At 60.6% G+C, this 24,865-nt stretch carries 28 protein-coding genes; 20 read left to right on the forward strand and 8 right to left on the reverse strand.

Translation table 11 applies throughout. The features are described 5' to 3' along the window. Positions 1–93 precede the first annotated feature (93 nt). From NH395_RS04515 to lpxL, 12 genes are all read left to right on the forward strand, one after another. Entirely contained in the window at positions 94–1,239 is a 1,146-nt protein-coding gene (locus NH395_RS04515; RefSeq protein WP_253022704.1) for a GNAT family N-acetyltransferase, read from the forward strand. A gap of 101 nt (positions 1,240–1,340) precedes the next feature. After that, the gene (ftsB, locus tag NH395_RS04520; RefSeq protein WP_066322402.1) at positions 1,341–1,682 is read left to right on the forward strand and encodes a cell division protein FtsB; all 342 of its coding nucleotides are present in this window, start codon (positions 1,341–1,343) and stop codon (positions 1,680–1,682) included. Beyond that, positions 1,675–2,382: a 2-C-methyl-D-erythritol 4-phosphate cytidylyltransferase gene (gene ispD / locus NH395_RS04525; protein ID WP_253022706.1), complete on the forward strand. Its 708-nt coding sequence runs from the start codon at positions 1,675–1,677 to the stop codon at positions 2,380–2,382. Before ftsB ends, ispD begins: the two co-directional genes overlap by 8 nt. Beyond that, positions 2,382–2,870, forward strand: coding sequence for a 2-C-methyl-D-erythritol 2,4-cyclodiphosphate synthase (gene ispF, locus NH395_RS04530; protein ID WP_253022708.1), 489 nt, complete (start codon positions 2,382–2,384; stop codon positions 2,868–2,870). The genes ispD and ispF overlap by 1 nt, the downstream gene beginning before the upstream one ends. Further along, entirely contained in the window at positions 2,863–3,897 is a 1,035-nt protein-coding gene (locus NH395_RS04535) for a tRNA pseudouridine(13) synthase TruD (protein WP_253022710.1), read from the forward strand. The genes ispF and NH395_RS04535 overlap by 8 nt, the downstream gene beginning before the upstream one ends. A gap of 41 nt (positions 3,898–3,938) precedes the next feature. After that, positions 3,939–4,685, forward strand: coding sequence for a 5'/3'-nucleotidase SurE (gene surE / locus NH395_RS04540; RefSeq protein ID WP_066322391.1), 747 nt, complete (start codon positions 3,939–3,941; stop codon positions 4,683–4,685). Continuing rightward, entirely contained in the window at positions 4,672–5,349 is a 678-nt protein-coding gene (locus NH395_RS04545; RefSeq protein WP_253022712.1) for a protein-L-isoaspartate(D-aspartate) O-methyltransferase, read from the forward strand. The genes surE and NH395_RS04545 overlap by 14 nt, the downstream gene beginning before the upstream one ends. Next, positions 5,346–6,317 (forward strand): DUF368 domain-containing protein, encoded by a 972-nt coding sequence (locus NH395_RS04550; RefSeq protein ID WP_253022713.1) that lies wholly within the window; start codon positions 5,346–5,348, stop codon positions 6,315–6,317. Before NH395_RS04545 ends, NH395_RS04550 begins: the two co-directional genes overlap by 4 nt. Before the next feature lie 7 nt (positions 6,318–6,324). After that, positions 6,325–7,356 carry a peptidoglycan DD-metalloendopeptidase family protein gene (locus tag NH395_RS04555; RefSeq protein WP_253022714.1) on the forward strand — a complete coding sequence of 344 codons (1,032 nt, stop codon included), beginning with the start codon at positions 6,325–6,327 and terminating at the stop codon, positions 7,354–7,356. Between the two features lie 147 nt (positions 7,357–7,503). Beyond that, positions 7,504–8,472 (forward strand): RNA polymerase sigma factor RpoS, encoded by a 969-nt coding sequence (gene rpoS, locus NH395_RS04560; protein WP_066322384.1) that lies wholly within the window; start codon positions 7,504–7,506, stop codon positions 8,470–8,472. A gap of 110 nt (positions 8,473–8,582) precedes the next feature. Then, on the forward strand, positions 8,583–9,683 hold the full coding sequence (gene alr / locus NH395_RS04565; RefSeq protein ID WP_253022715.1) for an alanine racemase: 1,101 nt from the start codon (positions 8,583–8,585) through the stop codon (positions 9,681–9,683). Between the two features lie 15 nt (positions 9,684–9,698). After that, on the forward strand, positions 9,699–10,613 hold the full coding sequence (gene lpxL, locus NH395_RS04570) for an LpxL/LpxP family Kdo(2)-lipid IV(A) lauroyl/palmitoleoyl acyltransferase (protein WP_253022716.1): 915 nt from the start codon (positions 9,699–9,701) through the stop codon (positions 10,611–10,613). 10 nt (positions 10,614–10,623) lie between these two features. Here lpxL and speD read toward each other — a convergent pair whose 3' ends face one another. The 5 genes from speD to NH395_RS04595 form a co-directional block, all read right to left on the reverse strand. Continuing rightward, positions 10,624–11,418, reverse strand: coding sequence for an adenosylmethionine decarboxylase (gene speD / locus NH395_RS04575; protein ID WP_253022717.1), 795 nt, complete (start codon positions 11,416–11,418; stop codon positions 10,624–10,626). Between the two features lie 223 nt (positions 11,419–11,641). After that, a complete protein-coding gene (locus NH395_RS04580) occupies positions 11,642–12,061 on the reverse strand; it encodes an OsmC family protein (RefSeq protein ID WP_066319734.1) in 420 nt (139 codons plus the stop codon). A 95-nt stretch (positions 12,062–12,156) separates the two neighbouring features. Continuing rightward, positions 12,157–12,552 carry a gamma-glutamylcyclotransferase family protein gene (locus NH395_RS04585; protein ID WP_253022718.1) on the reverse strand — a complete coding sequence of 132 codons (396 nt, stop codon included), beginning with the start codon at positions 12,550–12,552 and terminating at the stop codon, positions 12,157–12,159. Next, complete coding sequence (gene murU, locus NH395_RS04590) at positions 12,549–13,223, reverse strand: N-acetylmuramate alpha-1-phosphate uridylyltransferase MurU (RefSeq protein ID WP_253022719.1); 675 nt, start codon at positions 13,221–13,223, stop codon at positions 12,549–12,551. Before murU ends, NH395_RS04585 begins: the two co-directional genes overlap by 4 nt. Continuing rightward, positions 13,220–14,230, reverse strand: coding sequence for a phosphotransferase (locus NH395_RS04595; protein ID WP_253022720.1), 1,011 nt, complete (start codon positions 14,228–14,230; stop codon positions 13,220–13,222). The genes murU and NH395_RS04595 overlap by 4 nt, the downstream gene beginning before the upstream one ends. 70 nt (positions 14,231–14,300) lie before the next feature. Between NH395_RS04595 and NH395_RS04600 the strand changes: the two genes are divergently transcribed. The 7 genes from NH395_RS04600 (at position 14,301) to NH395_RS04630 (ending at position 22,072) form a co-directional block, all read left to right on the forward strand. Continuing rightward, the gene (locus NH395_RS04600) at positions 14,301–16,730 is read left to right on the forward strand and encodes an LPS-assembly protein LptD (RefSeq protein ID WP_253022721.1); all 2,430 of its coding nucleotides are present in this window, start codon (positions 14,301–14,303) and stop codon (positions 16,728–16,730) included. A gap of 38 nt (positions 16,731–16,768) precedes the next feature. Further along, the gene (locus tag NH395_RS04605; protein WP_253022722.1) at positions 16,769–17,785 is read left to right on the forward strand and encodes a peptidylprolyl isomerase; all 1,017 of its coding nucleotides are present in this window, start codon (positions 16,769–16,771) and stop codon (positions 17,783–17,785) included. Beyond that, entirely contained in the window at positions 17,785–18,840 is a 1,056-nt protein-coding gene (gene pdxA, locus NH395_RS04610; RefSeq protein WP_253022724.1) for a 4-hydroxythreonine-4-phosphate dehydrogenase PdxA, read from the forward strand. Before NH395_RS04605 ends, pdxA begins: the two co-directional genes overlap by 1 nt. 71 nt (positions 18,841–18,911) lie before the next feature. After that, complete coding sequence (gene rsmA / locus NH395_RS04615) at positions 18,912–19,727, forward strand: 16S rRNA (adenine(1518)-N(6)/adenine(1519)-N(6))-dimethyltransferase RsmA (protein ID WP_253022726.1); 816 nt, start codon at positions 18,912–18,914, stop codon at positions 19,725–19,727. Beyond that, on the forward strand, positions 19,724–20,101 hold the full coding sequence (gene apaG, locus NH395_RS04620) for a Co2+/Mg2+ efflux protein ApaG (protein ID WP_066319518.1): 378 nt from the start codon (positions 19,724–19,726) through the stop codon (positions 20,099–20,101). The genes rsmA and apaG overlap by 4 nt, the downstream gene beginning before the upstream one ends. Before the next feature lie 28 nt (positions 20,102–20,129). Then, positions 20,130–20,954: a symmetrical bis(5'-nucleosyl)-tetraphosphatase gene (locus tag NH395_RS04625; protein ID WP_253022728.1), complete on the forward strand. Its 825-nt coding sequence runs from the start codon at positions 20,130–20,132 to the stop codon at positions 20,952–20,954. After that, positions 20,951–22,072 carry a polynucleotide adenylyltransferase gene (locus tag NH395_RS04630; RefSeq protein WP_253022730.1) on the forward strand — a complete coding sequence of 374 codons (1,122 nt, stop codon included), beginning with the start codon at positions 20,951–20,953 and terminating at the stop codon, positions 22,070–22,072. Before NH395_RS04625 ends, NH395_RS04630 begins: the two co-directional genes overlap by 4 nt. Positions 22,073–22,082: 10 nt before the next feature. On the opposite strand, the gene folK is transcribed toward NH395_RS04630, so the two are convergent. Both folK and folB read right to left on the reverse strand, forming a co-directional pair. After that, positions 22,083–22,628, reverse strand: coding sequence for a 2-amino-4-hydroxy-6-hydroxymethyldihydropteridine diphosphokinase (gene folK, locus NH395_RS04635; protein ID WP_253022731.1), 546 nt, complete (start codon positions 22,626–22,628; stop codon positions 22,083–22,085). After that, positions 22,625–23,005 carry a dihydroneopterin aldolase gene (folB, locus tag NH395_RS04640; RefSeq protein ID WP_253022733.1) on the reverse strand — a complete coding sequence of 127 codons (381 nt, stop codon included), beginning with the start codon at positions 23,003–23,005 and terminating at the stop codon, positions 22,625–22,627. Before folB ends, folK begins: the two co-directional genes overlap by 4 nt. Positions 23,006–23,085: 80 nt before the next feature. Here folB and plsY point away from each other — a divergent pair, with 80 nt between their 5' ends. Continuing rightward, positions 23,086–23,658 carry a glycerol-3-phosphate 1-O-acyltransferase PlsY gene (plsY, locus tag NH395_RS04645; RefSeq protein ID WP_253022735.1) on the forward strand — a complete coding sequence of 191 codons (573 nt, stop codon included), beginning with the start codon at positions 23,086–23,088 and terminating at the stop codon, positions 23,656–23,658. Positions 23,659–23,665: 7 nt separating this feature from the next. Here the strand turns inward: plsY and tsaD are convergent, their stop codons facing one another. Continuing rightward, a complete protein-coding gene (tsaD, locus tag NH395_RS04650; RefSeq protein WP_253022737.1) occupies positions 23,666–24,715 on the reverse strand; it encodes a tRNA (adenosine(37)-N6)-threonylcarbamoyltransferase complex transferase subunit TsaD in 1,050 nt (349 codons plus the stop codon). Positions 24,716–24,865: the final 150 nt, after the last annotated feature.

A 24,865-nucleotide genomic window follows, 5' to 3' on the forward strand; every position in this document is an offset into this window, starting at 1 on the left:
GCGTTAAATTACGGGCCTGTATCCTAGCAGGGTAACGGTCCTGCATAGTGTAGAGTAGCTTAAGTGAAGCCAATTCCAGGTTCGGGAGAGACTATGCCAGCGTCGCTATCGGTTGCGGTGTTATCTGCCATTGAGGCTGTGCCGGCCAGTCAGTGGGATGCTCTGGTAGATGCCGATCAGCCGTTTTTACGTCACGCCTTCCTGCATGCCCTGGAGGCGAGCGGTTCGGTAGGCCCAGCGACCGGCTGGCAGCCCCGCCACTTAACCGTGTGGCAGGGTGATCAGCTGGTGGGTGCCATGCCGCTTTACGAGAAGCACCATTCCTACGGCGAATATGTGTTTGATTGGGGGTGGGCTGATGCTTTTGAGCGCGCCGGGGGGCATTATTATCCTAAAGCGCTGAGTGCCGTACCGTTTACCCCGGTGCCCGGCACGCGCGCCTTGGTGGCCCAAGGAGTTGATACGCAAGCCGTCTACACGGTCCTGGCCCAGGGCTGGCAGGCGCAGTGCCAGCGCCAGGACCTTTCGAGCTGGCATTTGCTGTTTGCTGACACGTCAGAAGTGGAAGCGTGGCAGGCCCAGTGCCCAGAGCTCATCAGCCGCGAGGGTGTGCAGTTTCAGTGGCGTGATCGAGACTTCGGCGACTTCGGCGGGTTTCTCGCTGCGCTGACGTCCAAGCGGCGTAAAATGATCAAGCGTGAACGCCGTCTGGTGGCCGAGCAGGGTCTGGAGGTGGTGCGCTTGGTCGGCGAGCAGATCACGCCTGCTGACCTGGTGCATTTTTACCGCTGTTACGCCATTACCTACCAGGAACGCGGTCGGCCGCCTTATCTGACCCAGGATTTCTTTACCCGGATTTACCATGCCATGCCCGAGTCGCTGGTCTTGGTACAGGCGCGTCTTGACGGGCGACCCGTTGCGGCCGCGCTTTACTTTCGGGGTGCTCAGACGCTTTATGGACGTTACTGGGGCAGCGAAGTAATGGCGGACTGCCTGCATTTCGAGGCCTGCTATTACCAGGGCATCGAGTTTTGCCTGGAGCAGGGGCTTACCCTGTTTGATCCGGGCACACAGGGTGAGCACAAGCTGCTACGCGGCTTTGCACCGCATCGCGTGCGCTCCTTGCATTACCTGGCCCACCCTGGCCTGGCAAACGCGGTCGCGACCTTTTGCCGTGAAGAGGGGCAACAAGTGGCCGCCTACCGAGATGCCGCCTTTGAGGCGCTGCCCTACAAGTGAAAGCAACTCGCTGGCCGAGCCGCTTAATGGCATAATGCGCGCCAATTTATCCACACAACCGGTTCGATGACCTTGGGTAGTCGGCTTTAAGGAGAGCGGTCATGCGCAGATGGCTATTGATTGCGCTGCTGCTGGTGCTGGGCATGCTGCAATACCAGCTTTGGCTTGGCGATGGCGGCTGGCGTGATTTGCAGCGACTCGAGCAGCGCGTTGCCGCTCAGGAGGCAGAGAATGTGCCCCTGCGCGAGCGCAATGCCCGAATGGCGGCTGAGGTGACCGATCTCAAGGGCGGCCTGGATGCGATTGAAGAGCGCGCACGCAGCGATATGGGCATGGTACGCACCGACGAACAGTTTTTCTGGGTGCCAGGTGTTGCCATCGAGGAAGAATTGATCGGCATCAACGCGCGTTCGGTGGTCAGGCCGGAGTCGCCCGATGAGTGAGCCTTTATGGTTAGTGGTGCCCGCTGCCGGTCAAGGGCGCCGCATGGAGGCAGATAGGCCCAAACAGTACCTGACGTTGCTGGGACGCCCGCTGCTTGTTCATACCCTGGAACGCTTGTACAGCGCCTTTCCGGACGCGCGGCTAGTGCTGTGCCTGGATGACGACGACCACTGGTTCGCTGAAGAGTGGGTGCCGTTTGCCGACTGGCAGCGTGTCACCGGCGGTGAAGAGCGCATGGACAGCGTGCTCAACGCGCTCACGACTATCGATGCGGGGGATGACGATCTGGTGCTTGTCCATGATGTTGCCCGCCCCTGTGTAACCCGTGAGGATCTGCTGGCGCTCCACCAGGCCGTGCAGCGCCATGACTCGGGTGCGCTCCTGGCGATGCCGGTGGCCGACACCATGAAACGCGCCAGCCCAAGTGGCGCCAGCCTGCGTAGTGAGCCCCGCGACGCGCTTTGGCATGCCTTGACGCCTCAGGGCTTTCGCTACCGCCAGCTTCACCGGGCGCTGGTCGAGGCGCGAAACCGGCATACGCTGGTGACCGATGAAGCCTCCGCCGTGGAGGCATTGGGTGATGCTCCCCAGCTGGTGTCCGGTCGACGGGACAACCTTAAAGTGACCCACCCCGATGATCTGGCACTGGCGGCCGCGATTCTTACCTCACAGCGTGATACCACCGAGAGGAGCCTTTAATGCGCATTGGTCATGGGTTTGACGTCCACCGGTTTGGCCCCGGCGATCATCTGATGCTTGGCGGGGTCAAGGTGGCGTTTGAGCAAGGGTTCATTGCCCACTCCGACGGCGATGTGCTGTTGCACGCAGTGAGCGATGCCCTGCTGGGCGCCTGTGCACTGGGGGATATAGGTCATCACTTCCCGGACACCGACCCGACGTGGAAAGGGGCGGACAGCCGCGATCTCTTGCGCCAGGTTATCGCCCTGGTGCGCGCCGAAGGGTATAACGTTATCAATGTCGATGCCACGGTGATGGCCCAGGCGCCAAAACTGGCCCCCTTTGTGGGCGCCATGCGCGAGGTGATCGCGGCGGACCTGGGGGTGGCCACGGGCCAGGTGAATGTTAAAGCCACGACTACCGAGCGGCTGGGCTTTACCGGGCGCGGTGAAGGCATCGCTGCCGAAGCGGTGGTGCTGCTCGGCCCGCTTGAGAGGCCCCATGCTTGAATTGCCCCGTTGGCAACGCAGCCTTGATGCGATACTCGGCCCGCCAAAACCCGGCCGGTTTCGTCTGGCGCCTGACGACTTTGTGGTCGACGAGGTGCTGGATTTTGTCCCGGAAGGCCACGGGGAACACTTTTGGCTGAATATTGAAAAGCGCAACCTGACGACCCTGGAGGTCGTTAAAATGCTCAGCCAGCGCTGTGGTGTTGCGCCCCGTGACGTGGGCTATTCGGGGATGAAAGACCGTGTCGCGGTGACTCGCCAATGGCTGAGCGTGCATTTGCCCGGTAAGGAGGCGCCTGAGGGGTTGATGCAGGCTCTCGCCGATGGCGGCGTCGATGTTTTGCAGCACGCCCGCCACCCCCGCAAGTTGAAGCGGGGCGTGCATCGTTACAATCGATTTCAACTGCGGCTTAGCGGTGAGGCGGTAGAGACGGACGATGTCAGTCAGCGTTGGCAATTGCTATGTCAGCAGGGCGTGCCCAACTACTTTGGGTCGCAACGCTTCGGGCCAGCGGGGCGCAATCTACAGCGCGCAGAAGCATTGCTGGCGCGCGGGTGGCGCAAGCGTGACGATCGTCACGGTATCCTGCTGTCCACCGCGCGCAGCTTTCTGTTCAACGAGTTGCTTAGCGAACGAATTGAGAAAGACCAGTGGCAACAGCCAGTTAACGGCGATACGCTGATGCTGGACGGCACCCGGAGCGTGTTCGATGTCGACCAGGTAGACGCCACGCTTTGTGCGCGTGCCGATGCGCTGGATGTGCATCCGACTGGCCCCTTGTGGGGTATAGGCACTACCCGCCAGCAGGCGGCGGGTGACTACGAGGCAATGTTGCTGGATCGTCATCCATTGCTGTGCGAGGGCTTGCTGCGTACCGGAGTCAAGCGTGGGCAGCGGGCGTTACGCATGCGTTTGAGCGAGCCACAGCTAAACCGGGAAGCCCAGAGCGTGGTACTCTCATTCGCTCTGCCGCGGGGTAGTTTCGCCACCGCGGTGGTCAGCGAATTGATCGCGTCGCCGGACTGATGGGCGCGCCGGGGTGGGTGTAACCAATTAAGGAGTTTTCCATGCGGCGTTTGCTGCTATCCAATGACGATGGTGTTCATGCGCCGGGGCTCAAGGCGCTTTACGATGCGCTGACCAAGCACGCCAATTTGCGTGTCGTGGCCCCGGACCGTGACCGCAGTGGGGCGAGCAACTCGCTGACGCTCTCGCGACCGCTTGCGATGACCGCGCTGGACAGCGGGTTCTACAGTGTCGACGGCACCCCGGCGGACTGTGTCTACCTGGGGGTCAACGGCGTGTGGGATGAAAAACCCGACCTGGTGATTTCTGGCATTAACCATGGCGGTAACCTGGGCGATGACGTGCTGTATTCGGGGACCGTTGCCGCTGCCATGGAAGGGCGCAACCTGGGCATGTCGGCGATTGCCATGTCGCTCTGCGGCCATCGGCACTTTGCCACGGCCGGCCACCTGGCGGCGAGCCTGGTGGGGGCGGTGGACCAGCTGTCGCTGCCGCCTCGCACGTTGCTCAATGTGAACGTGCCTGATGTGCCCTGGGAGGAAATCAAGGGGGTTAAAGTCACGCGGCTTGGTTATCGCGGCCCTGCCGAGCAACCGCAGGCCATTAAAGACCCGCGCGGGCGCACCCGTTACTGGATTGCCCCGGTGGCGGCCAATGCCGACGATGGTGACGACACAGACTTTGCGGCCGTCGAGGCGGGCTTTGTGTCGATTACCCCTTTGCAAACGGATTTAACGCGCCATCAGGCGCTCAACGACGTTCGAGACTGGCTGGATGCATTCGCCTGACCTGTCACCGGAAGAGCTGCGCGGCACTGGAATGACCTCGCAGCGCACCCGTGACCGCATGGTCCAACGCCTGATGCGCCAAGGAATTGGCGATGCACGGGTGCTCGAGGTCATGGCCAAGGAACCGCGCCATCTGTTTGTGGATGAAGCGCTGGCCCACCGCGCCTACGAAGATACCTCCCTGCCCATCGGGTTTGGCCAGACGTTGTCGCAACCGCTCATCGTGGCACGCATGACCGAGCTGGTGCTGCGCGCCGAGCCCAAACGGGTTTTGGAACTGGGCACTGGTTCTGGCTATCAAACACTTATTCTGGCCCGACTGGTGGATAGGCTGTTTTCCCTTGAGCGCATCGAGGCCCTGCACCGGCGCGCCGCCTTCCGGCTTAGCCGCCTGGGGGCCAGGGCGTCGCTGGCCGTTGCTGACGGTGGCGAAGGCTGGCCCGGCGCCGCGCCATTTGACGTCATTCTGCTGACCGCCTGTGCCCAAACGCTACCAGAGCCGCTACTCGAGCAGTTAAGCCCCGATGGCGTATTGATTGCCCCTTTAGAGGCATCCGACGGCAGCCAATGGCTTACCCAGATCAAACGCGTCGGCAACGCGTTTGAAAAACGCCGCCTGGAACCGGTTCGTTTTGTTCCCTTATTGCAAGGAGTGGTCGATTGAAGCGTCAACCCGTACGATTGTTATTAACCGGTGCCGGGATGGGTGCCGCTGACGCGGTGCCGGGGGTGTCAGGTGGGACCATTGCGTTTATCAGCGGCATTTATGAAGAACTTATCCTGACCATCAAGCAGTTTGGCCCGAGTGCCTTTGGCGCATGGCGTCAAGGTGGACTGCGTGGGCTGAGCCAGCACCTTAACCTGGCATTTCTGGTACCTCTACTTGCCGGTATTGTGATCAGCGTCTTCAGCGTGGCGCACCTGGCGCTGTGGTTGATGGAAGAACACCCGCTGCTGCTGGACGGTTTTTTCTTTGGTTTGGTGGCCGCTTCGGCCCTTGTGGTGAGTGATTCGCGAACGCGCTTCAAGTGGCGCTACCTGTTTCCACTGGGGGCTGGACTGCTGCTGGCTCAATGGTTACCTGGGTTGATGCCCCTGGTGTCAACATTGGGTAATGAATCGCTGATATTGGTAGTGGCGGGAAGTATTGCCATCAGTGCCATGTTGCTGCCCGGCGTATCAGGCAGTTTTTTACTGCTCACCATGGGGCTTTACAGTACGGTGATGGAAGCTGTGCGCGGTTTTGATATGACGACCATCCTGCTATTCGGGAGCGGCTGCCTCATTGGCCTGGCGCTTTTCTCAAGGGTGCTTTCCTGGCTGATGCGCCGCCATCGTGGTTCAACGCTTCAATTATTGTTAGGTTTCATCGTGGGGTCACTGCCCGTTATTTGGCCGTGGCGAGAACTGGTGCGATATCAACTGGGTAGTGATGGTGAAATGATTCCGTTGGACTATCGCTATTTACTGCCCGGTGACTATGCGCAGTTGACGGGCGAGCCCGCACAGTTAATCGGTGTCATCGCGCTGATGGCGTTTGGCGCCTTGCTGGTTGTCATGTTACATCGGCGTGGGCTGAGGCGCACGCCGCCTACGTCTCCCCAAACCGCTTCCGCTGCTGAAAAGGAGTAGGCTTTGCATGCGTAAGATAGTAATGATGTCCGCACTGGCGCTGGCCGTTGCTGGCTGTGCCAATCAGCAGGGCGGCGGCCCGCAGGTGCGTGATTTGAGCGACGCCCGTGAAGCGGTCGAGCGCTCCCCCGAATACCAGGTCAAGGAAGGTGACACCCTGTACGGCATCGCCTGGCAGCATAATCTCGATTACCGTGACCTGGCGGCAATCAATGACATCGACCCCCCTTATCGCATCTATCCCGGGCAGACGATTGCCTTGCGCGAGGGAGCGGAAACGTCGTCGCAAAGCGCCCCGGCATCATCCGATGCAGGCTCGAGCGGCGCCGTGGCCCGAGGCCTGGCGCCCGATGCCGCGGCGTCAAACGACGACCAGCAGATGGACTGGCTGCTGCCCGATGAGTCCGCCATCGAGCGTAATCAACGGCTAAGCGCCGAGCGTGAGGCCGATGACGCGGAAGAAGACGCCGCTTCCGAGGCGCCCCGAGAAGACGTCGTGGCCGCCGAAACCGCGCCGGATCCTGAGCCGGAAAGCGAACCCCGTCAAACCGAGCCGACCCAGGCGGATACGGCGTCGGCGCCCGAAGCTGATGATTCCACTGAGCAAACCGCCGCCCGGAATGAGGCGTCATCCGAGCGCGATGGGCGCACCTATACGCCTGCCGAGACCATCGACTGGCAGTGGCCCAGCGACGGTGATGTGGTAGGCGAGTTCGGCCAGGGCGATAGCATCACCGCCGGTATTGATATCGCTGGTGAAAAGGGGCAACCTGTAAGGGCCGCTGGTTCTGGCATTGTGGTATATGCAGGCAGCGGTGTGCGCGGTTACGGTAACCTCATCCTGCTCAAACACAACGATGAATTTCTCAGCGCTTATGCGCATAACGACAGCCTCAATGTCAGCGAGAACGACGTTGTAGAAGCCGGTGAGGTAATTGCCACTATGGGCGATAGTGACGCGGAAGACGTGAGACTGCATTTCGAGGTACGCCGCGAAGGGCAACCACAAGATCCCCTGGAGTTTCTACCGTCACGCTAACCGGTATCAGCCATGTACAACGTGCGTTGCCACGACCCACTCGACAGGTAACGGCGTGAACGCTTTGTATAACAATAACGATGGGAAGCCCAAGCGACCCATTTGGTTTTTTAAGGGCGGATAGGCGATATAACGGGGGTAAGACGCATGAGTATGCTGGAAAAAGATCTACAGGAAGTAGACCTGAACGCTGTGGAGGAAGCACTTGACGACGGTGAGGACGTTACCGCCGCTGAAGAGGCCTTCGAAAAAGCGTTAGGGCGCGAGGACCGTCAGCATCAAAGTCTTGATGCCACACAGATTTACCTCAACGAGATTGGCTTTTCACCACTGCTGACGCCGGAAGAGGAAGTCTATTACGGGCGCCTGGCCCGCAAGGGGGATCCGCTGGGGCGCTCGCGGATGATCGAGTCCAACCTGCGCCTGGTGGTGAAGATTGCCCGTCGCTATCTCAATCGTGGTTTGACCCTGCTGGATCTGATTGAGGAAGGTAATCTGGGCCTGATTCGGGCCGTCGAGAAATTTGATCCCGAACGCGGCTTCCGTTTTTCCACCTACGCCACCTGGTGGATACGGCAAACCATCGAACGGGCGTTGATGAACCAGACACGCACCATTCGTCTGCCGATCCATGTGGTCAAGGAACTCAATATTTACCTGCGGGCTGCCCGTGAGTTGACGCAAAAGCTCGACCACGAAGCCACGGCGGAAGAAATTGCCGAGCACCTCGACAAGCCGGTAGGCACGGTGAAAAAGATGCTGGGGCTTAACGAACGGGTCTCGTCGGTTGATTACCCCATGGGCGGCGAAAGCGACAAGCCCCTCATCGACACGCTGTCTGATGAGGAGGACCACGGTCCCGAGGCCTCCCTGGTAGATGGCGATGTCAAGGAGCACGTTGACCACTGGCTCGACGAGCTCAATGAAAAACAGCGCGAGGTGGTGGTACGTCGTTTTGGGTTGCGTGGCCATGAAGCGGCCACCCTTGAAGAAGTGGGCGCCGAGATTGGCTTGACCCGAGAGCGGGTGCGTCAGATTCAGGTTGAGGCGCTCAAGAAACTACGCCGGTCGCTGGAGAAGCAGGGGTTGTCGCTGTCGTCGATTTTTGAAAGCTAACCGTCTTTCTCTAACCCTTGTGAGTTACCCCAACACCGGGCCATGCGCCCGGTGACTTTATTTAGCGATAATGTTCGACCCCGATTGGCAAGCAACAAGCGAGAAAACTCATGCGCCCGCTGGTGGCCCATATTGATTTGGACGCACTGCGTCATAACTATCAGCTGGCGTGTCAATGCGCGCCACATAGCCGCTCCGTAGCGGTCATCAAGGCAGACGCCTATGGTCACGGCGCGCTTGAATGCGCGCGTGCCTTGGCGCACGATGCCTCGGCATTCGCGGTGGCGTGCCTGGAAGAGGCAGTGACGCTGCGCGAAGGCGGCATCACCGCACCGATTATCCTGCTGGAAGGTATCTTCAGTGCTGACGAGTTGGCGCTGGTGGATGACCACCGGCTATGGATGGCGGTGCACAGTGCCTGGCAGGTTGAGGCGCTGCTGGCCTTTTCGCCGCGCGCGCCGATTCCCGTCTGGGTCAAGGTGGATTCGGGCATGCATCGCCTGGGGTTTGCCCCTGAAGACGTCTGCGCCGTCTGGCAACGGCTCAGCGAGGCGCCCCAGGCCACCGGGCTGCACCTGATGAGCCACTTTGCCACCGCCGACGCCTCGGATAGCCGCTACTTCCAACAGCAGATGACGCTGCTGCAAGCGCTTGCCACTCAGCTTGATGCGCCGCTGTGCCTGGCGAATTCCCCCGCGACCCTCGCCTGGCCGGTGGCCCACGGCGCCTGGAACCGGCCCGGTATTATGCTGTATGGCAGCAATCCGCTGGAAACCGCTACGCCTGCCACGGACCGGCTGCGTCCGGTAATGACGCTGCGTTCTGAAATCATTGCCCTGCGTGACGTTGAGGCGGGCGAGCCGGTCGGCTACGGCGGCCGCTGGCGGGCACCGCGTCCCTCGCGCATCGCGGTGGTGGCCGGGGGCTATGGCGATGGCTATGACCGCCACGCCCAGGATGGCACGCCAGTGCTGGTGAACGGTCAGCGCTGTTCGCTGGCAGGCAAGGTCTCCATGGACATGTTCACGGTGGATGTAAGCGGCGTGCCCGATGCCGTCATTGGTAGCGAGGTTGTGCTTTGGGGGCGCGCAAGCAATGGCACGGTGCTATCGGTGGACGACGTTGCTCGCCACTGCGATACCATCAGCTATACCTTGCTGACAGGGGTGTTGCCCCGCGTGCCGCGCCGTTATCATGGCGCTTTTGTATAAATGACGACGAGACACATGTCAGGTTCATCGTATCCCCGTTCTTTCGCGCACCCGCGCTTTTGGCCCACCTGGGCGGCCATTGCGTCCATGCATGTCGTGGCATGGCTTCCCTGGCGATTGAACATGGCGATCGGGTCGGCAATCGGGCGTTTGGCCTGGCGCTTTGCCAAACGTCGCCGACACATTACCGACGTCAATATAAGGCTCTGTTTTCCTGAAAAAAGCCCTGACGAACAGCGCCGGTTGGTCAAGCAGACCTTTATTGCCAATGGCGTCGGGCTGATGGAAACCGCTGTTGCGTGGTGCCGCAGCCCCGAGGACTTTCGCCATCGCGTCGCGTGCATCGGCGAAGAGAATCTGGCCAGGGCCCAGGCGCAGGGGAAGGGGGTGCTGATCATTGGCGTGCATTTTTCGCCGCTGGATCTGGGGGGCGCGCTGCATTCGCTGTTTTTTCGCTCGGACGCGGTCTACCGCCCGCACAATAACCCGCTGTTCGACCGCTTCATGACCCGCGCCCGTCGGCGGGTGTTCGATGAGATGATTCACCGTCATGACCTGCGCAGCGTTATACGGCGGCTGAAAGCCGGACACTCGGTATGGTATTCACCCGACCAGGACTTTGGCCGCGATGCCAGCGTGTTTGCCCCGTTTTTTGGGCAACAGGCCGCGACCGTGCGGTTAACCGCCAAAATTGCGCGGATGACCGGGGCGCAGGTCGTGCCGTTGATTTTCTACCGCAACCCCGATAACCGTACCTACACCTACGAGTGGCTGCCCGCGCTGGAAGATTATCCAAGCCACGATGAAGTGGCCGATGCCACCCGGGTCAATGCCTTTATCGAGCAGGCGATTCGCCAGCACCCCGAGCAGTATCTCTGGTTGCATCGGCGTTTCAAGACCCGGCCCGAGGGTGAGCCGGGGGTTTACTAGTCGCGCGCCCTCAGTCGAGGTTGCGCGAGTAGAAAATCTCGAGCATTTCCTTGCGCAAGCGGTCTTCGATGTCGCGCGCTTCCTCGAAGGTGATATCCCGCCGAGAGGTGCCGAACAGGTAGTTGTCCAGCTCGAAGTCCTTGAGCAGCATCTTGGTGTGAAACATGTTTTCCTGGTACACGTTCACATCGATCATTTGATAGGCGTGCTTGGTGTCTTCGGCCAGGTAATCCTGGATCGAGGTGATGTCGTGGTCGATAAACAGCTTTTTGCCGTCCACGTCGCGGGTAAAGCCGCGGACACGGTAATCCATCGTCACGATGTCGGAGTCGAAGCTGTGGATCAGGTAGTTCAACGCCTTGAGGGGGCTGATATGACCACAGGTCGAGACATCGATATCCAGGCGGAAGGTGCTGATGCCGTTATCCGGATGGGATTCAGGGTAGCTGTGCACCGTGACATGGCTTTTATCCAGGTGCGCGACCACGGTTTCCGGCAGTGGCCCCGGTCCGGGTTCTGTTTGCTCGGGATCCGTCTCGTCCATCTCATGTTCGGCAATCAGAATCGTCACGCTGGCGCCGTGGGGCTCATAATCCTGACGTGAAATGTTCAACACATGGGCGCCAATGATGTTGGTCACGTCTTTAAGAATCTGCGTTAGCCGTTCGGCATTGTAGAGCTCATCGATGTAATCGATATAAGCCGCACGCTGCTCTTCTGTCTTGGCATAACAGATATCGTAAATGTTGAAGCTTAGCGAGCTGGTCAGGTTGTTAAACCCGTGGAGTCGGAGATTATCTGACACGTCCGAGCCTCCCTATGGCAGATGAAAACACCCCGACGAGCCAACGCCGGAACCGATCATGCGTTAGCGACGCATGGTGATGAGCACTCAAATCAGCACCTGATCATCCCAGGCGTTCAATAAGCGGGCGTATTATGCCCGCCTCAGGCGCGGGATGCATCCAGCAGGGCAAGTTTTTTGGGCTGCCTGCCTAAGCTTGAGTGCATTTTCAATGCAACAGCGCTCAGGCGTCGACGATCTCGTAAGAATGGGTAATCTCGACGCCGCCGTTGGTGAGCATGATCGATGCACTGCAGTATTTTTCAGCGGACAGCTCGACGGCGCGCTGGACCTGTTTTTCTTTTAGCGCGCGACCGGTGACCACAAAGTGCACATGAATACGCGTAAACACTGAAGGCACGCTGTCGGCCCGCTCAGCGTCAAGCTCTGCCACGCAGTCTGTGACGTCGGCGCGGGCCTTGTCGAGAATATTCAGGATATCAAATGCCGTGCAGCTGCCCATGCCCATCAGCAGCATTTCCATGGGCCTTGGGCCGGTGTTGCGGCCGCCGTGATCGGGCGGGCCGTCAATCACAACACTGTGGCCGCTGCCCGACTCAGCGACGAACTGGCGACCATCTGTCCATTTTACGCGTGCTTTCACGTTGTTCTCCTCATTCAGGCGGCTGGCTGATACAAAGTAAGTCGCGCAGCATAACATCTCTTACCTGGTTCGCACTGCACTGCCTCATGGTAGCCTCATTGGGGCGGCCAGCCACCCTCGGCAATCATCATGCGGCCGTCAACGCTGGGATTATAAATATACACCCAAGCCTTGCCGAAACGGGTCGTGAGCAGTTGGCGCTGGTACTCGCCCTGTTCAGGCGCCTCGTGGCGGTGATCTTCCAGAGCGTCCAGGTGGGCAAGCTGGCTGGCCGTCACGCGATACACCTCAAGGCTAATCCCGCGCGATGCCTGCCATTTTGCCCCGGGGTAGGGGCCGATGTCGTAGAGGGTCAGTGCCGTGCAGGTATCGCCGCCCAGCCGGGTTGCTGTCGACAGCCAGTGAGCGTTATTCAGGCCTTGCTTAAGCGTGCCGTATACCGCCACCAGGGGAGTTGTGGCGACGGCGGCTTCCAGGTGTCTGGTGGTCATTGGGGATACCTCCGGTCTTGCAGGTGAGTGTCCAGCTCGGCAAGGCGTTCCGGGGTGCCCACATCGACCCAGTGCTGTGCGGTGTATTCACCGCTGACGCGCTGGCTGTCGATGGCGTGTTTCAACAGCGGCGCCAGGGCAAAGGCGCCTGCCGAGTGATTCGCCACCAGCGCCGGGTGTATCAGGCTGATGCCCGCGAATGTCAGGCGCGGGGCAGGGCCTTGGTAGACGCGATTGCCGCGCAAGGCGAAATCCCCGTCAGGGTGGTGCCCGGGGTTATCCACCAGCACCAGATGCGCCAGATCATCCTTCGCCAGGGCGCCTGCAGCCGGCAGGTGATCACACCAGACATCGCCATTGATGAGTAAAAACGGGTTCTCGCCCAGTAAAGGCAAGGCATGAAGAATACCGCCGCCGGTCTCGAGCGGGATGCCCTCACGGCTCCACTGGATGTTGACGCCATGGGCGTGGCCGTCGCCCAAGGCCTCGATAATCTGCTCGCCGCGGTAGCTGACGTTGATCACCACCTGGTCGATGCCCGCGCGTTTGAGCCGTTCAAGATGGTGGACGATGAGCGGCTTACCGGCAACGGGCAGCAAGGGCTTGGGGCAGCGGTCGGTGAGTGGGCGCATGCGTTTGCCGAGACCGGCCGCCAGAATCATTGCCTTCATTCGCCTACCTCGCTCAAACGTGCCGTGATGGCGGGGCGCAGGGTGCTGGACGCCCAGTGGGCGAACTCGGCATGGGCGGGCAGGCCGGCCAGGCTGTCGTCCAGGTGGTCCAGAAAATGCGGCAGGCGCGCCAGGTAACCGGCTTTTTGGTCGCGCAGGGTAAGGCGGCAGAAAATACCCAGCACTTTAAGGGTCCGCTGGGCGGCCATGGCCTGGCTCTGGGTGAGAAACGTGTCGGCATCAAGGTGCTGCGACAGGCGGCCATCCTGTTGAGCCTGCGCGTGAAAGGCACGAATGAACGCCGCAAACTGCTGTTCGCTGAAACGGAGGTAGCGTCCCCGCAGCAGCGAGATGGCATCGTAGCTGAGTGGCCCGGCGACGGCGTCCTGAAAGTCGATCATGTAAAGGCGCTGATCCAACACCATCAAATTCATGGCGTCAAAGTCGCGGTGCACGCAGACCACGGGCTGGGCCAGGGACTGTTCAATGAGTTCGGCCCGCAACGCCGCCCAGCTCCCAGGCGCCTCGATGCCCAGCCATTCGCTGAGGCACCACTCGGGAAACAGGTCGAGCTCCCGACCCAATAGCGCGGCGTCATAAACGGGCAGCGCCTCGGGCGATACACGATTTTGCAAATCGGCAATCAGCGATAGCGCCTGATTATGATAGCCTCTGATACGCGCATCATCAGAGAACAACTGCTGCAAGGGCGTGTTACCCAGATCGTCCAGCAGTAAAAAACCCTGCGCCAGGTCGGCCGCATGTACCTGAGGGACGGGTAATCCTGCGCTGCGAAAGCGTCGAGCGATGGTCACGAACGGTTGACTATCTTCCTGCAGGGGGGGGGCATCCATGATCACCCGGGTCGTACCGTCGGGTAGCGTGAGCCGGAAATAGCGCCGAAAACTGGCGTCACCACCGGCCGGGGCAAGGGAAATAGCGTCTATGGAAAGACCGTGTTGTTGCGCGGCCCATGAAATGAGGGCGTTAATCCGCGATGAAGACATGCAAGCTCCTGGCTGGTCGGGCATGATGCGGACTGTATAATACCGATTCTCGATGCCAAGGATAACGAACATGGGCAAGCGATTTTCGCGCGCGGTGCCAGTGGCGCAAACATTGATGGGTAGTTTGCTGGCAAGCGCCTCTTTTTCCGTCGTGGCACAGAGCGAGCCACTCTCGGCGGAGGCGCTGGACTGGCAGCCTTGGGGACGAGAAGAAGCGGCAACCCAGCTATGCCGTGGGCGTTACGTGATGCCCGGCTACCGCCTGGCGGAACAGGACAACCCGGAAATGCTGGCGGCCGAGGCCACTGAGGCTGACTATGCTACCGATGGAAAAACGATTCTGCGTGGCGACGTGGTATTGCGACGAGCGAACGAAGAGGTTGAAGCGGAACAGGTCACCATGCCCGCTGACCGCGAGCGGGTATACGCCGAGGGAAATATTGCGCTGCGCGACGGCACTGCCCTGGTGCGGGGCGATACGGCTGAGATCATGCTCAACGAGGACCGCACGCAGCTGGATGATAGTCAATTCGTGCTTTACGACCAGCATCTGCGCGGGCAGGCCGTCCAGCTGGAGCAACTGGAAAAGGACCAGTACCGCCTGCAGGATGCCCGCTTTACGACATGCGATCCTGGTGAAAATACCTGGCACCTTGTCAGCAGCGATATTCGGCTGGACCAGGCAGCAGGTTTCGGCACTGCGCGTCATGCCCGCCTGGAAATCAAGGACGTGCCCGTGATGTACGTTCCCTGGGTACGCTTCCCGATCGATGACCGTCGCCACACCGGCCTGTTGACCCCGGCGATTTCTGCGTCCGGTGACGGGGTCGACTATACACAGCCGTTTTACTGGAACATTGCGCCCAATCGCGACGCGACCATCACCCCCCGCTGGATGACCGACCACGGGCTGCTGCTGAACGGCGAGTTCCGCTATCTGCAAGACGATATTGCCGGTACCGTAGAAGCGGGCTATCTGAACAGCGATGACGGCGGCTCGGGGGGTGCGGAAGGCCGCTTTACGGGGCAGGACCGCTGGTATTTTGAAACCCAGAATACCGGGCGCATCAACCCGCGTAGCGGTTACCGTTTAAATTACGGCGCTGCCAGCGACGGGCGTTACTTCGATGACTTCGGCGGTGAGTTCGGCAGCAGTGACCGGGTCAGTATGGAGCGCCTGGCGCAGGTCGATTACCGTGGCGAACGTTGGCAACTGGATGCCCGGGCTCAGGGGTTTCAGCGCCTGGATGACCCGCTTAACGAACGCAACAAGCCTTTTTACCGCCTGCCAAGCCTAACCGCCAACGCCCGTTGGCAACTGGGTAACGGCTTTTACAGCCAGTGGCGCTCCAACGCGACCTACTTCTGGCGGGATGTGAACGAACAGCGCGTCATTGAACGCGAAGCGGCGACAGGGAGTCGCCTGCACCTTACCCCCGCCGTGGGTTGGCGGTTCGAGCGCCCGTGGGGCTACATCGAGCCCCGCACAGAGCTCTGGCACACCGATTATCAGTTGGATTACGGTGACCGGGTGACCGCAAACAGCGAATCGCCGAGCCGTAGCATTGCAGTGACATCCGTGGACAGCGGCCTGGTGTTTGAGCGTGAACTGGCGCTGGGTGGGCGTGACTACCAGCAAACCCTGGAGCCGCGCTTGAACTACGCCTTTGTGCCGCGTACCGACCAGAGTGATCTGCCTAGTTTTGACAGTCGCGAACGCCCCTTTTCCTGGAATCAGCTTTGGTCGGCCCAGCGTTTTTCCGGCGCCGACCGGGTGGGGGATTTGAATCGACTGTCGTTGGGGGTCGAGTCACGGGTGCTTGAAGACGCAACCGGCCGCGAACGGTTATCCGTAGGGGTAGGGCAAAGCGTCTACTTCGACGAGCGAAGAATAGATATTGAAGGCAACGCCGATGAGCTGCCAGACAGAGGCACTGAAAGCCGCTATAAAGCCACCCGTGATCGCTCGCCGCTGGTGACGCAGGTTGACTGGCAGATTAATGACCGCTGGAGCACCGGCTACGAGTGGCTCTACGACGACAAGCGCGAGCGTACAGAAAGCTCTACCGTTGACGTACGCTATCGTCACCCTCAGGGCCACGTAGTGAACCTTGGCTACCGTTGGGAAATCGAAGATTTTAACCCGGGCGTGGAACCCAGCGATGACGAATTCCGCAACTATGATCGTGAAGAATGGGACCTGTCCTTTGCCTGGAAGGCCAGTCCACAGATTGATCTGATCGGCCGTTACCTTCACGATCAAACCAATGATCGCTCGCTCGAGCAACTGGTGGGCGTGCAGTGGAACGACTGTTGCTATGGTCTGCAGCTGGTGTGGCGTGAATGGGTCGATGACAGTGACACTGCGCGTATCGATGATGATTTTAACGACCGCGGTATCTTCCTGCGCTTTGTGTTCCGCGGTTTAGGCGGCGTTGGCCAGAATGCCGATGGGTTCTTTGAACAAGCCATTCCGGGTTACCGCCCGACGCCTTTATAAATTAGCCTTTAGAATGGCGACTGATTGAGACTGACGTTATGAAATTGAGAAAGACCTTGTTCGCCCGTGCCATCCTGCTTTCATTGGGAGGTGCGCTAGCCCTTTGCATGGCCGCCGCTGTGCCTCTGAGTGCCCAGGCCCAGACCTCGGCGCCCACTGAGCGGCAGGCGCTGGACAGTGTGGTCGCGGTGGTCAACGACGGCGTTATCATGCGCAGCGAGCTGGATAACCGGTTGGCGCAGATCGAAAGTCAGGCGCAGTCGCGGGGTGAATCGCTTCCCTCTCGCCAGCAGCTGGAAGAACAGGTGCTTGAGCGCATGGTGCTTGAAGAGATTCAGCTGCAGATGGCCCGTGATGCCAACATCACCATCGACGATACCGAACTGAACCGGCAAGTCCGTTCCATCGCCGAATCCAACAACATGACCCTTGAAGAGTTTGCCGATGCGGTGGAAGCCGATGGCATGACGCTAGCCAGTGTTCGTGAGAATGTGCGTAGGGAAATGTTGATACGCCAAGTTCAACAGAGACAAGTCGGCCGTCAGGTCAATGTCAGCGACAGCGAGGTTGACCGCTATTTGAGTCAGCAGATGGGGCAGGTAGACGAAGAAGCCGTTATCCAGGAGACCCGTGCCCGTCACGTGCTCATTGAGCTAACCCCCACCCGGGGTGAGGACCAGGCGCGGGCGCAAGCCGAGGAAGTGCGCGAACGACTGGCGCAGGGCGAAGATTTCGCCAAGGTGGCCCGTGAAATGAGCGACGACGATGGCAGTGCGCTTAACGGGGGGGATCTTGGCTGGTTGCGCCCAGGGCAGACGGTCCCGGCGTTTGAAGAAGCCATGCGTGGGCTAGCGGTCAACCAGATCTCCGAGCCGGTCCGTTCGCAGTTCGGTTATCACATTATCGAGGTGCTTGATCGGCGTCAGCAAGATGTGACCCAAGAAGCCCAGCGTGAAGAAGTCCGCCAAGCCATCTTCCAGCGCCGCGCCAATCAGGAGTTGGAAACCTGGCAGCAGCAAATCCGCTCGCAAGCCTTCGTTGATATTCGTCTTTGATGGAAGCTCGTTGCGCAACGCCGTTGGCGATAACCACCGGTGAACCCGCCGGTATCGGCCCTGAATTAACGCTGATGCTGGCAGCTCAGGGGGCCCTGCCCGCCGGTACCGTCGCGATTGGCGACCTGCAGATGTTGCGGCAACGCGCCGCGGCCTTGTCGCTTGAGGTCGACATCATTGAGGTATCGCCGTCGCAAGCACTGCCTGTACAACGGGCGGCAACGCTTGCGGTCTGGCCGGTTGAACTCGCCGAACCCGCGGTTCCAGGCGAGCTCAATCCCGCTAACAGTCGCTACGTGCTTGAGACGTTGGCGCTTGCTGTGACGGCTTGCCAGGCTGGACAGGCGGCGGCGATGGTCACCGCGCCGTTGCACAAAGGCGTGATTATCGACGCAGGTTTTGCGGGCTTTACCGGGCACACCGAATGGCTGCGCGACGCCTGCGGCGTTGACGAGGTGGTCATGATGTTAGCCACCGATCGCGCTCTGCATGCGCAAGCACCTGGTTGGGAGGGCAGTGGTGATCTGCGCGTGGCGCTCGCGACCACGCACTTACCGCTGCGTGAGGTGGCGGATGCCATTACCGTTGAGCGTGTGATACGTATCAGTCGCCTGCTGGAGGCTGATTTACGCCACCAGTTCGGCCTTTCGACCCCGCGCATTGCGGTGTGCGGCCTGAACCCCCATGCCGGGGAAGACGGCCATCTCGGGCGCGAAGAGCTGGATGTCATTATTCCCGCTCTCGAAAAGCTGCGTCAGACGGGCATGGCGATCAGCGGTCCTTTCCCCGCTGATACGCTGTTTACCCCGCGCCATCTGGCTGGTGTCGATGCTGTCCTGGCCATGTATCATGACCAGGGACTGGCGGTGCTTAAATATGCAGGCTTTGGGCAGGCCGCCAACATCACCCTGGGCCTGCCGATAGTGCGTACCTCGGTTGATCATGGCACGGCGTTAACGCTGGCAGGCAAGGGCATTGCCGACCCCGGTAGCCTGCAAGTGGCGCTATCGTTGGCGCGGCGACTCGCCGACCAGCGCGACGCCTCGTTGGGCTAGCAACGCGCGACGCAACAATGTAGTTATTCAGGCCTTTTGGCCAACGACCGACCCCCAAGGAATCGTGTTAGATGTCTCACGCGCCCCAGCAGCACCGCGCCCGTAAACGTTTTGGTCAGAACTTTCTCCGTGACCTGGGGATCATTTCGCGCATTGTGCGGGCCATTGGCCCACGCGAAGGCGACCGGCTGATTGAAATTGGCCCGGGTCAGGGCGCGCTTACCGAGCCGCTGCTGGAGGCCGCCGGTGCGCTGGAGGTTGTCGAGCTCGACCGCGACTTGATTCCAGGCTTGCGCGTGCAGTTTTTCAATTACCCGGATTTTGTCATCCATGAAGGCGACGCGCTGAAATTCGATTTCACCGCCCTCAAAGGCGATGGCCCCGGGCTACGTGTGGTGGGCAACCTGCCCTACAACATCTCGACGCCCTTGATTGTGCACCTGCTGACCATGGGTGATGCCATTGCCGACATGCATTTCATGCTGCAAAAAGAGGTGGTGGAACGCTTGGCGGCCGAGCCTGGCGGCCCTGACTGGGGGCGCTTATCGGTCATGGCCCAGTATTACTGCCAGGTCGAGCAACTCTTTATTGTCCCGCCTGAGGCCTTTGTGCCGCGTCCAAGTGTCGACTCAGCCATTGTTCGCCTCACGCCCCATGCAACGCTGCCCCATCCGGCCGATGACCCAGCGCTGTTATTCGAACTGGTCAAGCTTGCTTTCGGTCAGCGGCGCAAAACGCTGCGCAATAACCTGAAAGGGCGAGTTAGCGTCGAACTATTGGAAACGCTCGGTATTGACCCGGTGCGTCGCCCGCAAACGCTGACGGTGGCCGAGTTCGTGGCGATCGCCAACCGCGTGGCAGCCAACGAAGGGGGTGTCACACAATGAGCGACCTGGCGATCGATGTCACGGTGACTCCCGAGTACCGTGCTGAAGAATCCAGCGAAGCAGAATCACGCTTCGTATTCAGTTATACCGTCAGCGTCCACAACGGCAGCCCGCACAGTGTTCAACTGATGGCGCGCTACTGGAAAATCACCCATGGCAGCGGCGAACACCAGGAAGTGCGCGGCAAGGGGGTCGTGGGCCAGCAACCGCTGATTGGCCCGGGCCAGCAGTTTCGTTATACCAGCCGCGCCATGTTGCAGACGCCCGTGGGGGTCATGGAAGGCGTTTACACCTTGCTGGATACCTCGACCCAACGGGTTTTTGAAGTGGCAGTTCCTACCTTTCGACTTGCGGTACCTTATCAACTGCACTGAAGACCCATGACCGGAAAGGCCTTTGACAATGAGCACCTATGCGATTGGCGACCTGCACGGCTGTTATAGCGAATGGATGGTCCTGCTGGATAAGCTGAATTTCAATCCGGCGCAGGATACCCTCTGGCTGGTCGGCGACCTGGTCAACCGGGGGCCCGACTCGCTGGCTTGCCTGCGCGAAGCTGAAAGGTTGGGCAGTCGCGTTCGCTGTGTACTGGGCAATCATGACTTTCACTTGCTGGTAGCCGCACGGGGCGGTGGCAAGGTCAAGAAGCATGCCAGCCTCGAGGCCGTATTGGCGGCGCCTGACCGTGAGCGTTTGCTCGACTGGCTTCAGAGTCAGCCACTGGCGGTGCATGAAGGGAACCGGCTGATGACCCACGCAGGCCTGCTGCCCCAATGGGATCTTGCCCAGGTGGCATCACTTTCCGGCGAAGTGCAGGCGGCATTGATGAGCGAGACCTCAGGGCGCTTTTTAAACCAGCTTTACGGTAACCACCCGGCGCAATGGGACAGCGCGCTTGACGGTATGGATCGCCTGCGCTGCATTGTCAATGTGCTCACCCGCATGCGCTTTATCGATGCCGCAGGGCGCCTGGATTTCGATGCCAATCAGGGGCTTGAAAGCGCTCCTCCGGGGTTTGCGCCGTGGTTCCAATTCCCCCGCGACGATGATCCTCAATTAGTGTTTGGCCACTGGGCGGCACTCGGTGGAGAAACGCCCGGTGCCCGCGTGCGAGTTGACGCCCTGGATACTGGCTGCGCCTGGGGCGGGAAGCTGACCGCCCTTGATCTGGCGACGGGGGAGCGTACCAGTGTACCAAGCCATCAATCACAAGGCTCACCACGATGACGGACATCAGCGATCCGCGTATCGCCGGACTGGATGTTTACCGAGTAGGCGGGGCGGTGCGCGACAAGCTATTGGGCTGGCCGGTCTATGACAACGACTGGGTGGTGGTCGGCGCCACGCCTGATGAGATGCTGAAGCGGGGGTTCAAGCCAGTGGGGCGCGACTTTCCGGTGTTTCTTCATCCTGAGAGCGCTGAAGAGTATGCCCTGGCACGCACCGAGCGGAAAGCCGGGCATGGCTACGCAGGTTTCGAAGTGATCGCCAGCCCCGATGTCACCCTGGAGGATGACTTGCTGCGTCGCGATCTGACCGTCAATGCGATCGCGGAAGCACCGGATGGCACGCTGATCGATCCCTTTGATGGCCGGCAGGACATCGAGCGGCGACAGCTACGGCATGTCTCCCCCGCGTTTCGCGAAGATCCGCTGCGAGTGTTGCGCACGGCGCGCTTTCTGGCGCGCTACAGAACACTTGGCTTTGTGATTGCGCCGGACACGATGGCATTGATGGGTGAGGTCAGCCGCAGCGGTGAGCTGACCTATCTGGCCGCTGAACGGGTATGGCGGGAAACCGAAAAGGCGCTGGGTGAAGAGCAGCCAGCGAGCTATTTCACCACGCTTGACCAGTGTGAAGCGCTGACTACCTGGTGGCCTGAATTAACGAGTGGTCGCTTGAATGGTTGTCTCAACGCTATGTCGCCGGGGCTGGATGATGAGGCGCTGGCCAGTGCCGAATGGCGCTATGCGCTGCTGGTTTCGCCACTGGATGATGCCGCGCGCGAGTCGCTGGCCCGGCGGCTACGGTTGCCGAATGCGGTGGCACAGCTAGCGCGGCATGCGGCCCTGAGTCGCCACCTGGTCGAGGGTGCGCTCGATGCCGCGGCGGTATCTCACTGGCTCGAGCGTCTCGATGCCTGGCGGAAGCCTGCTCAGGTATCTACCCAGTTGACGCTGGTGGCGGCGTTGGCCCCGGAGCAAGTGGATGCCTTGAATGGCGCTTGGCAGGCCGCGCAACAGGTAAGTCCTCAGTCGCTGATGGCCGAAGGTTTTCAGGGGGCCGAGCTTGGGGCTGCGCTAAAAGAGCGTCGTTATCTGGCTATCGAGAAGACGCTCCATTGACGTTGCCGGTTTAGCGGGCCAGCGCCTGGCGCAGCGGTGTATCGGCCCGGGAAATCCACCTGCCTTGCCATTCGAAATCGATGGCCCACAAGCGCTGGGCGCCCAGGTCAAATGCTGCCCAGAGCGTTGCATAGGGGGTGCGACAGTGGGGGTGGCAGTGCGTGGGCAGGAGTTCGGCCAGGGGCTGCAAGACAAAGGCGTTGTAGCTGATTTCGGCGCGGGGTAGCGTGATCCCGTCGACGATGCCGCAGGTGTCGCCCACCGTCAGCAGGTCGATATCCAGCGCACGGGGGCTATATTTGGTCGTCTCCGGCGTTCGGCCGTGGTTGGCTTCCAACTGTTTGGCCCAGGCTTGAAGCTCGCCGGGTCGCCAGTCGCTCTCGAATGCCACTACCAGGTTGAAAAAATTGCGCCGATCGCTGAAGCCAACAGGTTCACTCTCGAACACCCGGGAAACCGCAAGCGAACCGAAGGTGTCGGCCAGCGCATCAAGGCATAGGCGAATGTGTCTGGCGGGCTCGATATTGCTGCCCAGACTCACGGTCACTAAGCTCATGAGGCGGGTGCTCCGGTTTCTTCGGGGAGCGTGCCGCGGGTGATTTCCAGGCCGACGCTGCGCGCTTTGGGGACGGCGCCGGGTTTGTGGACGGTAAGTCGCAGCCAGCTGATCGGAAAATCATTGCGTAGGCAGGCGGCCAGGCGCTCGGCGAAGGTCTCCACCAGGGCAAACTGATGCGTATCAGCAAACTGTTGAATACGCTGGCAAATGGTAGCGTAATCCAGCGTCAGCCGAAGGTCATCGGTGGCCGCTGCCGAGCGGATATCGGTCGCCAGGGTTAAATCCAGGCGCAGTGACTGATGAATGGTGCGCTCCCATTCGTAGACGCCAATAATGGTATCTACCTCAAGCGCTTCGATGAAAATGCGGTCCATGAGCCTTCCCCAACACAACGAGCGAGCGATTGTACGTGAGCAAAGCGCTCAGCAACAGTAGCCAACGTGAGCACAATGGCATGATATGGATACTAGTGGGATACGCGAGCGGTAGTTGGCTGGCGGCGCTTAGCGTCTGCCGCTGGGCAGGGGTGCCCGACCCCCGCCAGCACGGCTCGCACAACCCCGGCTTTTCCAATGTGCTGCGCCTGTACGGCGCCCGTCTGGCGGCAGCCACGCTGCTGCTGGATGCGCTGAAAGGCATGCCCGCGGTGCTCGCCGCCAAGCTGCTGGATTTTCCCGTCTGGCTTCAGGGGATGGTGGGGCTGGCCGTCTTGCTGGGCCACAGCTACCCGTTATGGCATGGGTTTCGTGGTGGCAAGGCAGTGGCCAGTGCATTCGGCGTGCTACTGGTATTGGTGCCCGCCGTGGCGTTAATCAGTGCCCTGGTCTGGGCCCTGCTCGCCTGGCGGCTGAAAACAGCAGCGCTGGCGTCGCTTTGGAGCGCTATGGTGGCGCCCCTGGTATGTGGCTGGCTGGCACCGTCTTATGTGCTGGTGGTTGGCGGGTTCAGCCTGCTGGTGCTGACCCGTCATGCGCTGAATATTCGTCGGCTAAAGCGCGGTGAGGAGCCGCCATTTGGCGGCTCCTGAGAGGCGGCTAGGGCTCGGCCGGTGCCGCCAGATCGGCGAGCGGCCAGCGCGGTGTGGCCTGCATGATGCCGCTGGCATCCTGCTCGCCGGCGGCGAGTCGTTGGGCCCCCACGTAGGCAATCATCGCGCCGTTGTCGGTGCAAAAACGCCCGCGTGGGTAGTAGGCCTTTGCCCGGCGTTTTGCACAGGCCTGGGCGAGACGCTCGCGGAGACGGTGGTTGGCGCTTACGCCGCCTGCCACGACCAGGCGCTTAAGGTTGGTTTGATCCAGCGCCCGGCGGCACTTGATGACCAGGGTATCGACCACGGCTTCTTCAAAGGCGCGGGCAACGTCAGCACGGGCCTGGTCATTTAGCTCGCCTGCCGCTTCCAGCTGCCGAATCGCCGTGAGGGTGTGGGTTTTCAGCCCGGAAAAGCTGAAATCCAGCCCCGGGCGGTCGGTCATCGGGCGGGGAAAACGAAAACGCTCAGGGTCTCCTTGTTCCGCCAGCGCCGCCACGTGAGGGCCGCCCGGGTAGGCCAGTCCAAGCATTTTGGCGGCTTTGTCGAAGGCTTCGCCAGCGGCATCGTCGACAGATTCGCCGAGCAGTTGATAGTGGCCAAGCCCCTCCACGTTCACTAGTTGGGTATGGCCGCCTGATACCAGCAGCGCCACAAATGGGAAGTCGGGGGCATCGTCTTCGAGCATGGGGGCCAGTAAATGGCCTTCCATGTGGTGCACGCCAAGCACGGGAATGCCCAGCCCGCGGGCCATGCCATGGGCGGTGCTGGCGCCCACCATCAAGGCACCGACCAGCCCCGGGCCAGCGGTGTAGGCGATGCCGTCAAGGTCGTGGCGCTGGAGCCCGGCGTCGTCCAGAACTTGCTCGATGAGCGGCAGCAGCTTGCGGGTGTGGTCGCGGGAGGCCAGTTCGGGCACGACGCCACCGTAATCGGTGTGCATGGCAATTTGGCTGTAAAGCGCATCGGCGAGCAGGCCTTGGCCGCCGGTCAGCGAGGTGTCGTAAATGGCGACGCCGGTTTCGTCGCAGGACGTTTCAATGCCCAGTACGCGCATAGGACAATAACTCTGTGAAAAAATAGTTGCCGTAGTCTAGCATTCTAAGCGCCAGGCGGGTGGTAGCATTTGCAAAGCGTGTCCAGCAGGATTAGAATATTGTGCGCTGTAAAACTGAGTCGTGCACTGCGCTCGCATAACATGTGTCAC

Origin of the sequence: Halomonas sp. Mc5H-6 (assembly GCF_024124705.1) — a bacterium.
Lineage (GTDB): Bacteria > Pseudomonadota > Gammaproteobacteria > Pseudomonadales > Halomonadaceae > Vreelandella > Vreelandella subterranea.

What these genes read in the sequence shown, in the direction of transcription:
- ftsB (WP_066322402.1), top strand. Translation starts at nt 1,341, where the DNA reads ATGCGCAGATGGCTATTGATTGCGCTGCTGCTGGTGCTGGGCATGCTG.
- rsmA (WP_253022726.1), top strand. Translation starts at nt 18,912, where the DNA reads ATGTCTCACGCGCCCCAGCAGCACCGCGCCCGTAAACGTTTTGGTCAG.
- ispF (WP_253022708.1), top strand. Translation starts at nt 2,382, where the DNA reads ATGCGCATTGGTCATGGGTTTGACGTCCACCGGTTTGGCCCCGGCGAT.
- NH395_RS04585 (WP_253022718.1), bottom strand. Translation starts at nt 12,552, where the DNA reads ATGACCACCAGACACCTGGAAGCCGCCGTCGCCACAACTCCCCTGGTG.
- murU (WP_253022719.1), bottom strand. Translation starts at nt 13,223, where the DNA reads ATGAAGGCAATGATTCTGGCGGCCGGTCTCGGCAAACGCATGCGCCCA.
- NH395_RS04625 (WP_253022728.1), top strand. Translation starts at nt 20,130, where the DNA reads ATGAGCACCTATGCGATTGGCGACCTGCACGGCTGTTATAGCGAATGG.
- NH395_RS04630 (WP_253022730.1), top strand. Translation starts at nt 20,951, where the DNA reads ATGACGGACATCAGCGATCCGCGTATCGCCGGACTGGATGTTTACCGA.
- NH395_RS04555 (WP_253022714.1), top strand. Translation starts at nt 6,325, where the DNA reads ATGCGTAAGATAGTAATGATGTCCGCACTGGCGCTGGCCGTTGCTGGC.
- plsY (WP_253022735.1), top strand. Translation starts at nt 23,086, where the DNA reads ATGATATGGATACTAGTGGGATACGCGAGCGGTAGTTGGCTGGCGGCG.
- rpoS (WP_066322384.1), top strand. Translation starts at nt 7,504, where the DNA reads ATGAGTATGCTGGAAAAAGATCTACAGGAAGTAGACCTGAACGCTGTG.
- alr (WP_253022715.1), top strand. Translation starts at nt 8,583, where the DNA reads ATGCGCCCGCTGGTGGCCCATATTGATTTGGACGCACTGCGTCATAAC.
- NH395_RS04535 (WP_253022710.1), top strand. Translation starts at nt 2,863, where the DNA reads ATGCTTGAATTGCCCCGTTGGCAACGCAGCCTTGATGCGATACTCGGC.
- folK (WP_253022731.1), bottom strand. Translation starts at nt 22,628, where the DNA reads ATGAGCTTAGTGACCGTGAGTCTGGGCAGCAATATCGAGCCCGCCAGA.
- pdxA (WP_253022724.1), top strand. Translation starts at nt 17,785, where the DNA reads ATGGAAGCTCGTTGCGCAACGCCGTTGGCGATAACCACCGGTGAACCC.
- NH395_RS04515 (WP_253022704.1), top strand. Translation starts at nt 94, where the DNA reads ATGCCAGCGTCGCTATCGGTTGCGGTGTTATCTGCCATTGAGGCTGTG.
- folB (WP_253022733.1), bottom strand. Translation starts at nt 23,005, where the DNA reads ATGGACCGCATTTTCATCGAAGCGCTTGAGGTAGATACCATTATTGGC.
- NH395_RS04605 (WP_253022722.1), top strand. Translation starts at nt 16,769, where the DNA reads ATGAAATTGAGAAAGACCTTGTTCGCCCGTGCCATCCTGCTTTCATTG.
- NH395_RS04545 (WP_253022712.1), top strand. Translation starts at nt 4,672, where the DNA reads ATGCATTCGCCTGACCTGTCACCGGAAGAGCTGCGCGGCACTGGAATG.
- apaG (WP_066319518.1), top strand. Translation starts at nt 19,724, where the DNA reads ATGAGCGACCTGGCGATCGATGTCACGGTGACTCCCGAGTACCGTGCT.
- lpxL (WP_253022716.1), top strand. Translation starts at nt 9,699, where the DNA reads ATGTCAGGTTCATCGTATCCCCGTTCTTTCGCGCACCCGCGCTTTTGG.
- ispD (WP_253022706.1), top strand. Translation starts at nt 1,675, where the DNA reads ATGAGTGAGCCTTTATGGTTAGTGGTGCCCGCTGCCGGTCAAGGGCGC.
- tsaD (WP_253022737.1), bottom strand. Translation starts at nt 24,715, where the DNA reads ATGCGCGTACTGGGCATTGAAACGTCCTGCGACGAAACCGGCGTCGCC.
- NH395_RS04595 (WP_253022720.1), bottom strand. Translation starts at nt 14,230, where the DNA reads ATGTCTTCATCGCGGATTAACGCCCTCATTTCATGGGCCGCGCAACAA.
- surE (WP_066322391.1), top strand. Translation starts at nt 3,939, where the DNA reads ATGCGGCGTTTGCTGCTATCCAATGACGATGGTGTTCATGCGCCGGGG.
- NH395_RS04600 (WP_253022721.1), top strand. Translation starts at nt 14,301, where the DNA reads ATGGGCAAGCGATTTTCGCGCGCGGTGCCAGTGGCGCAAACATTGATG.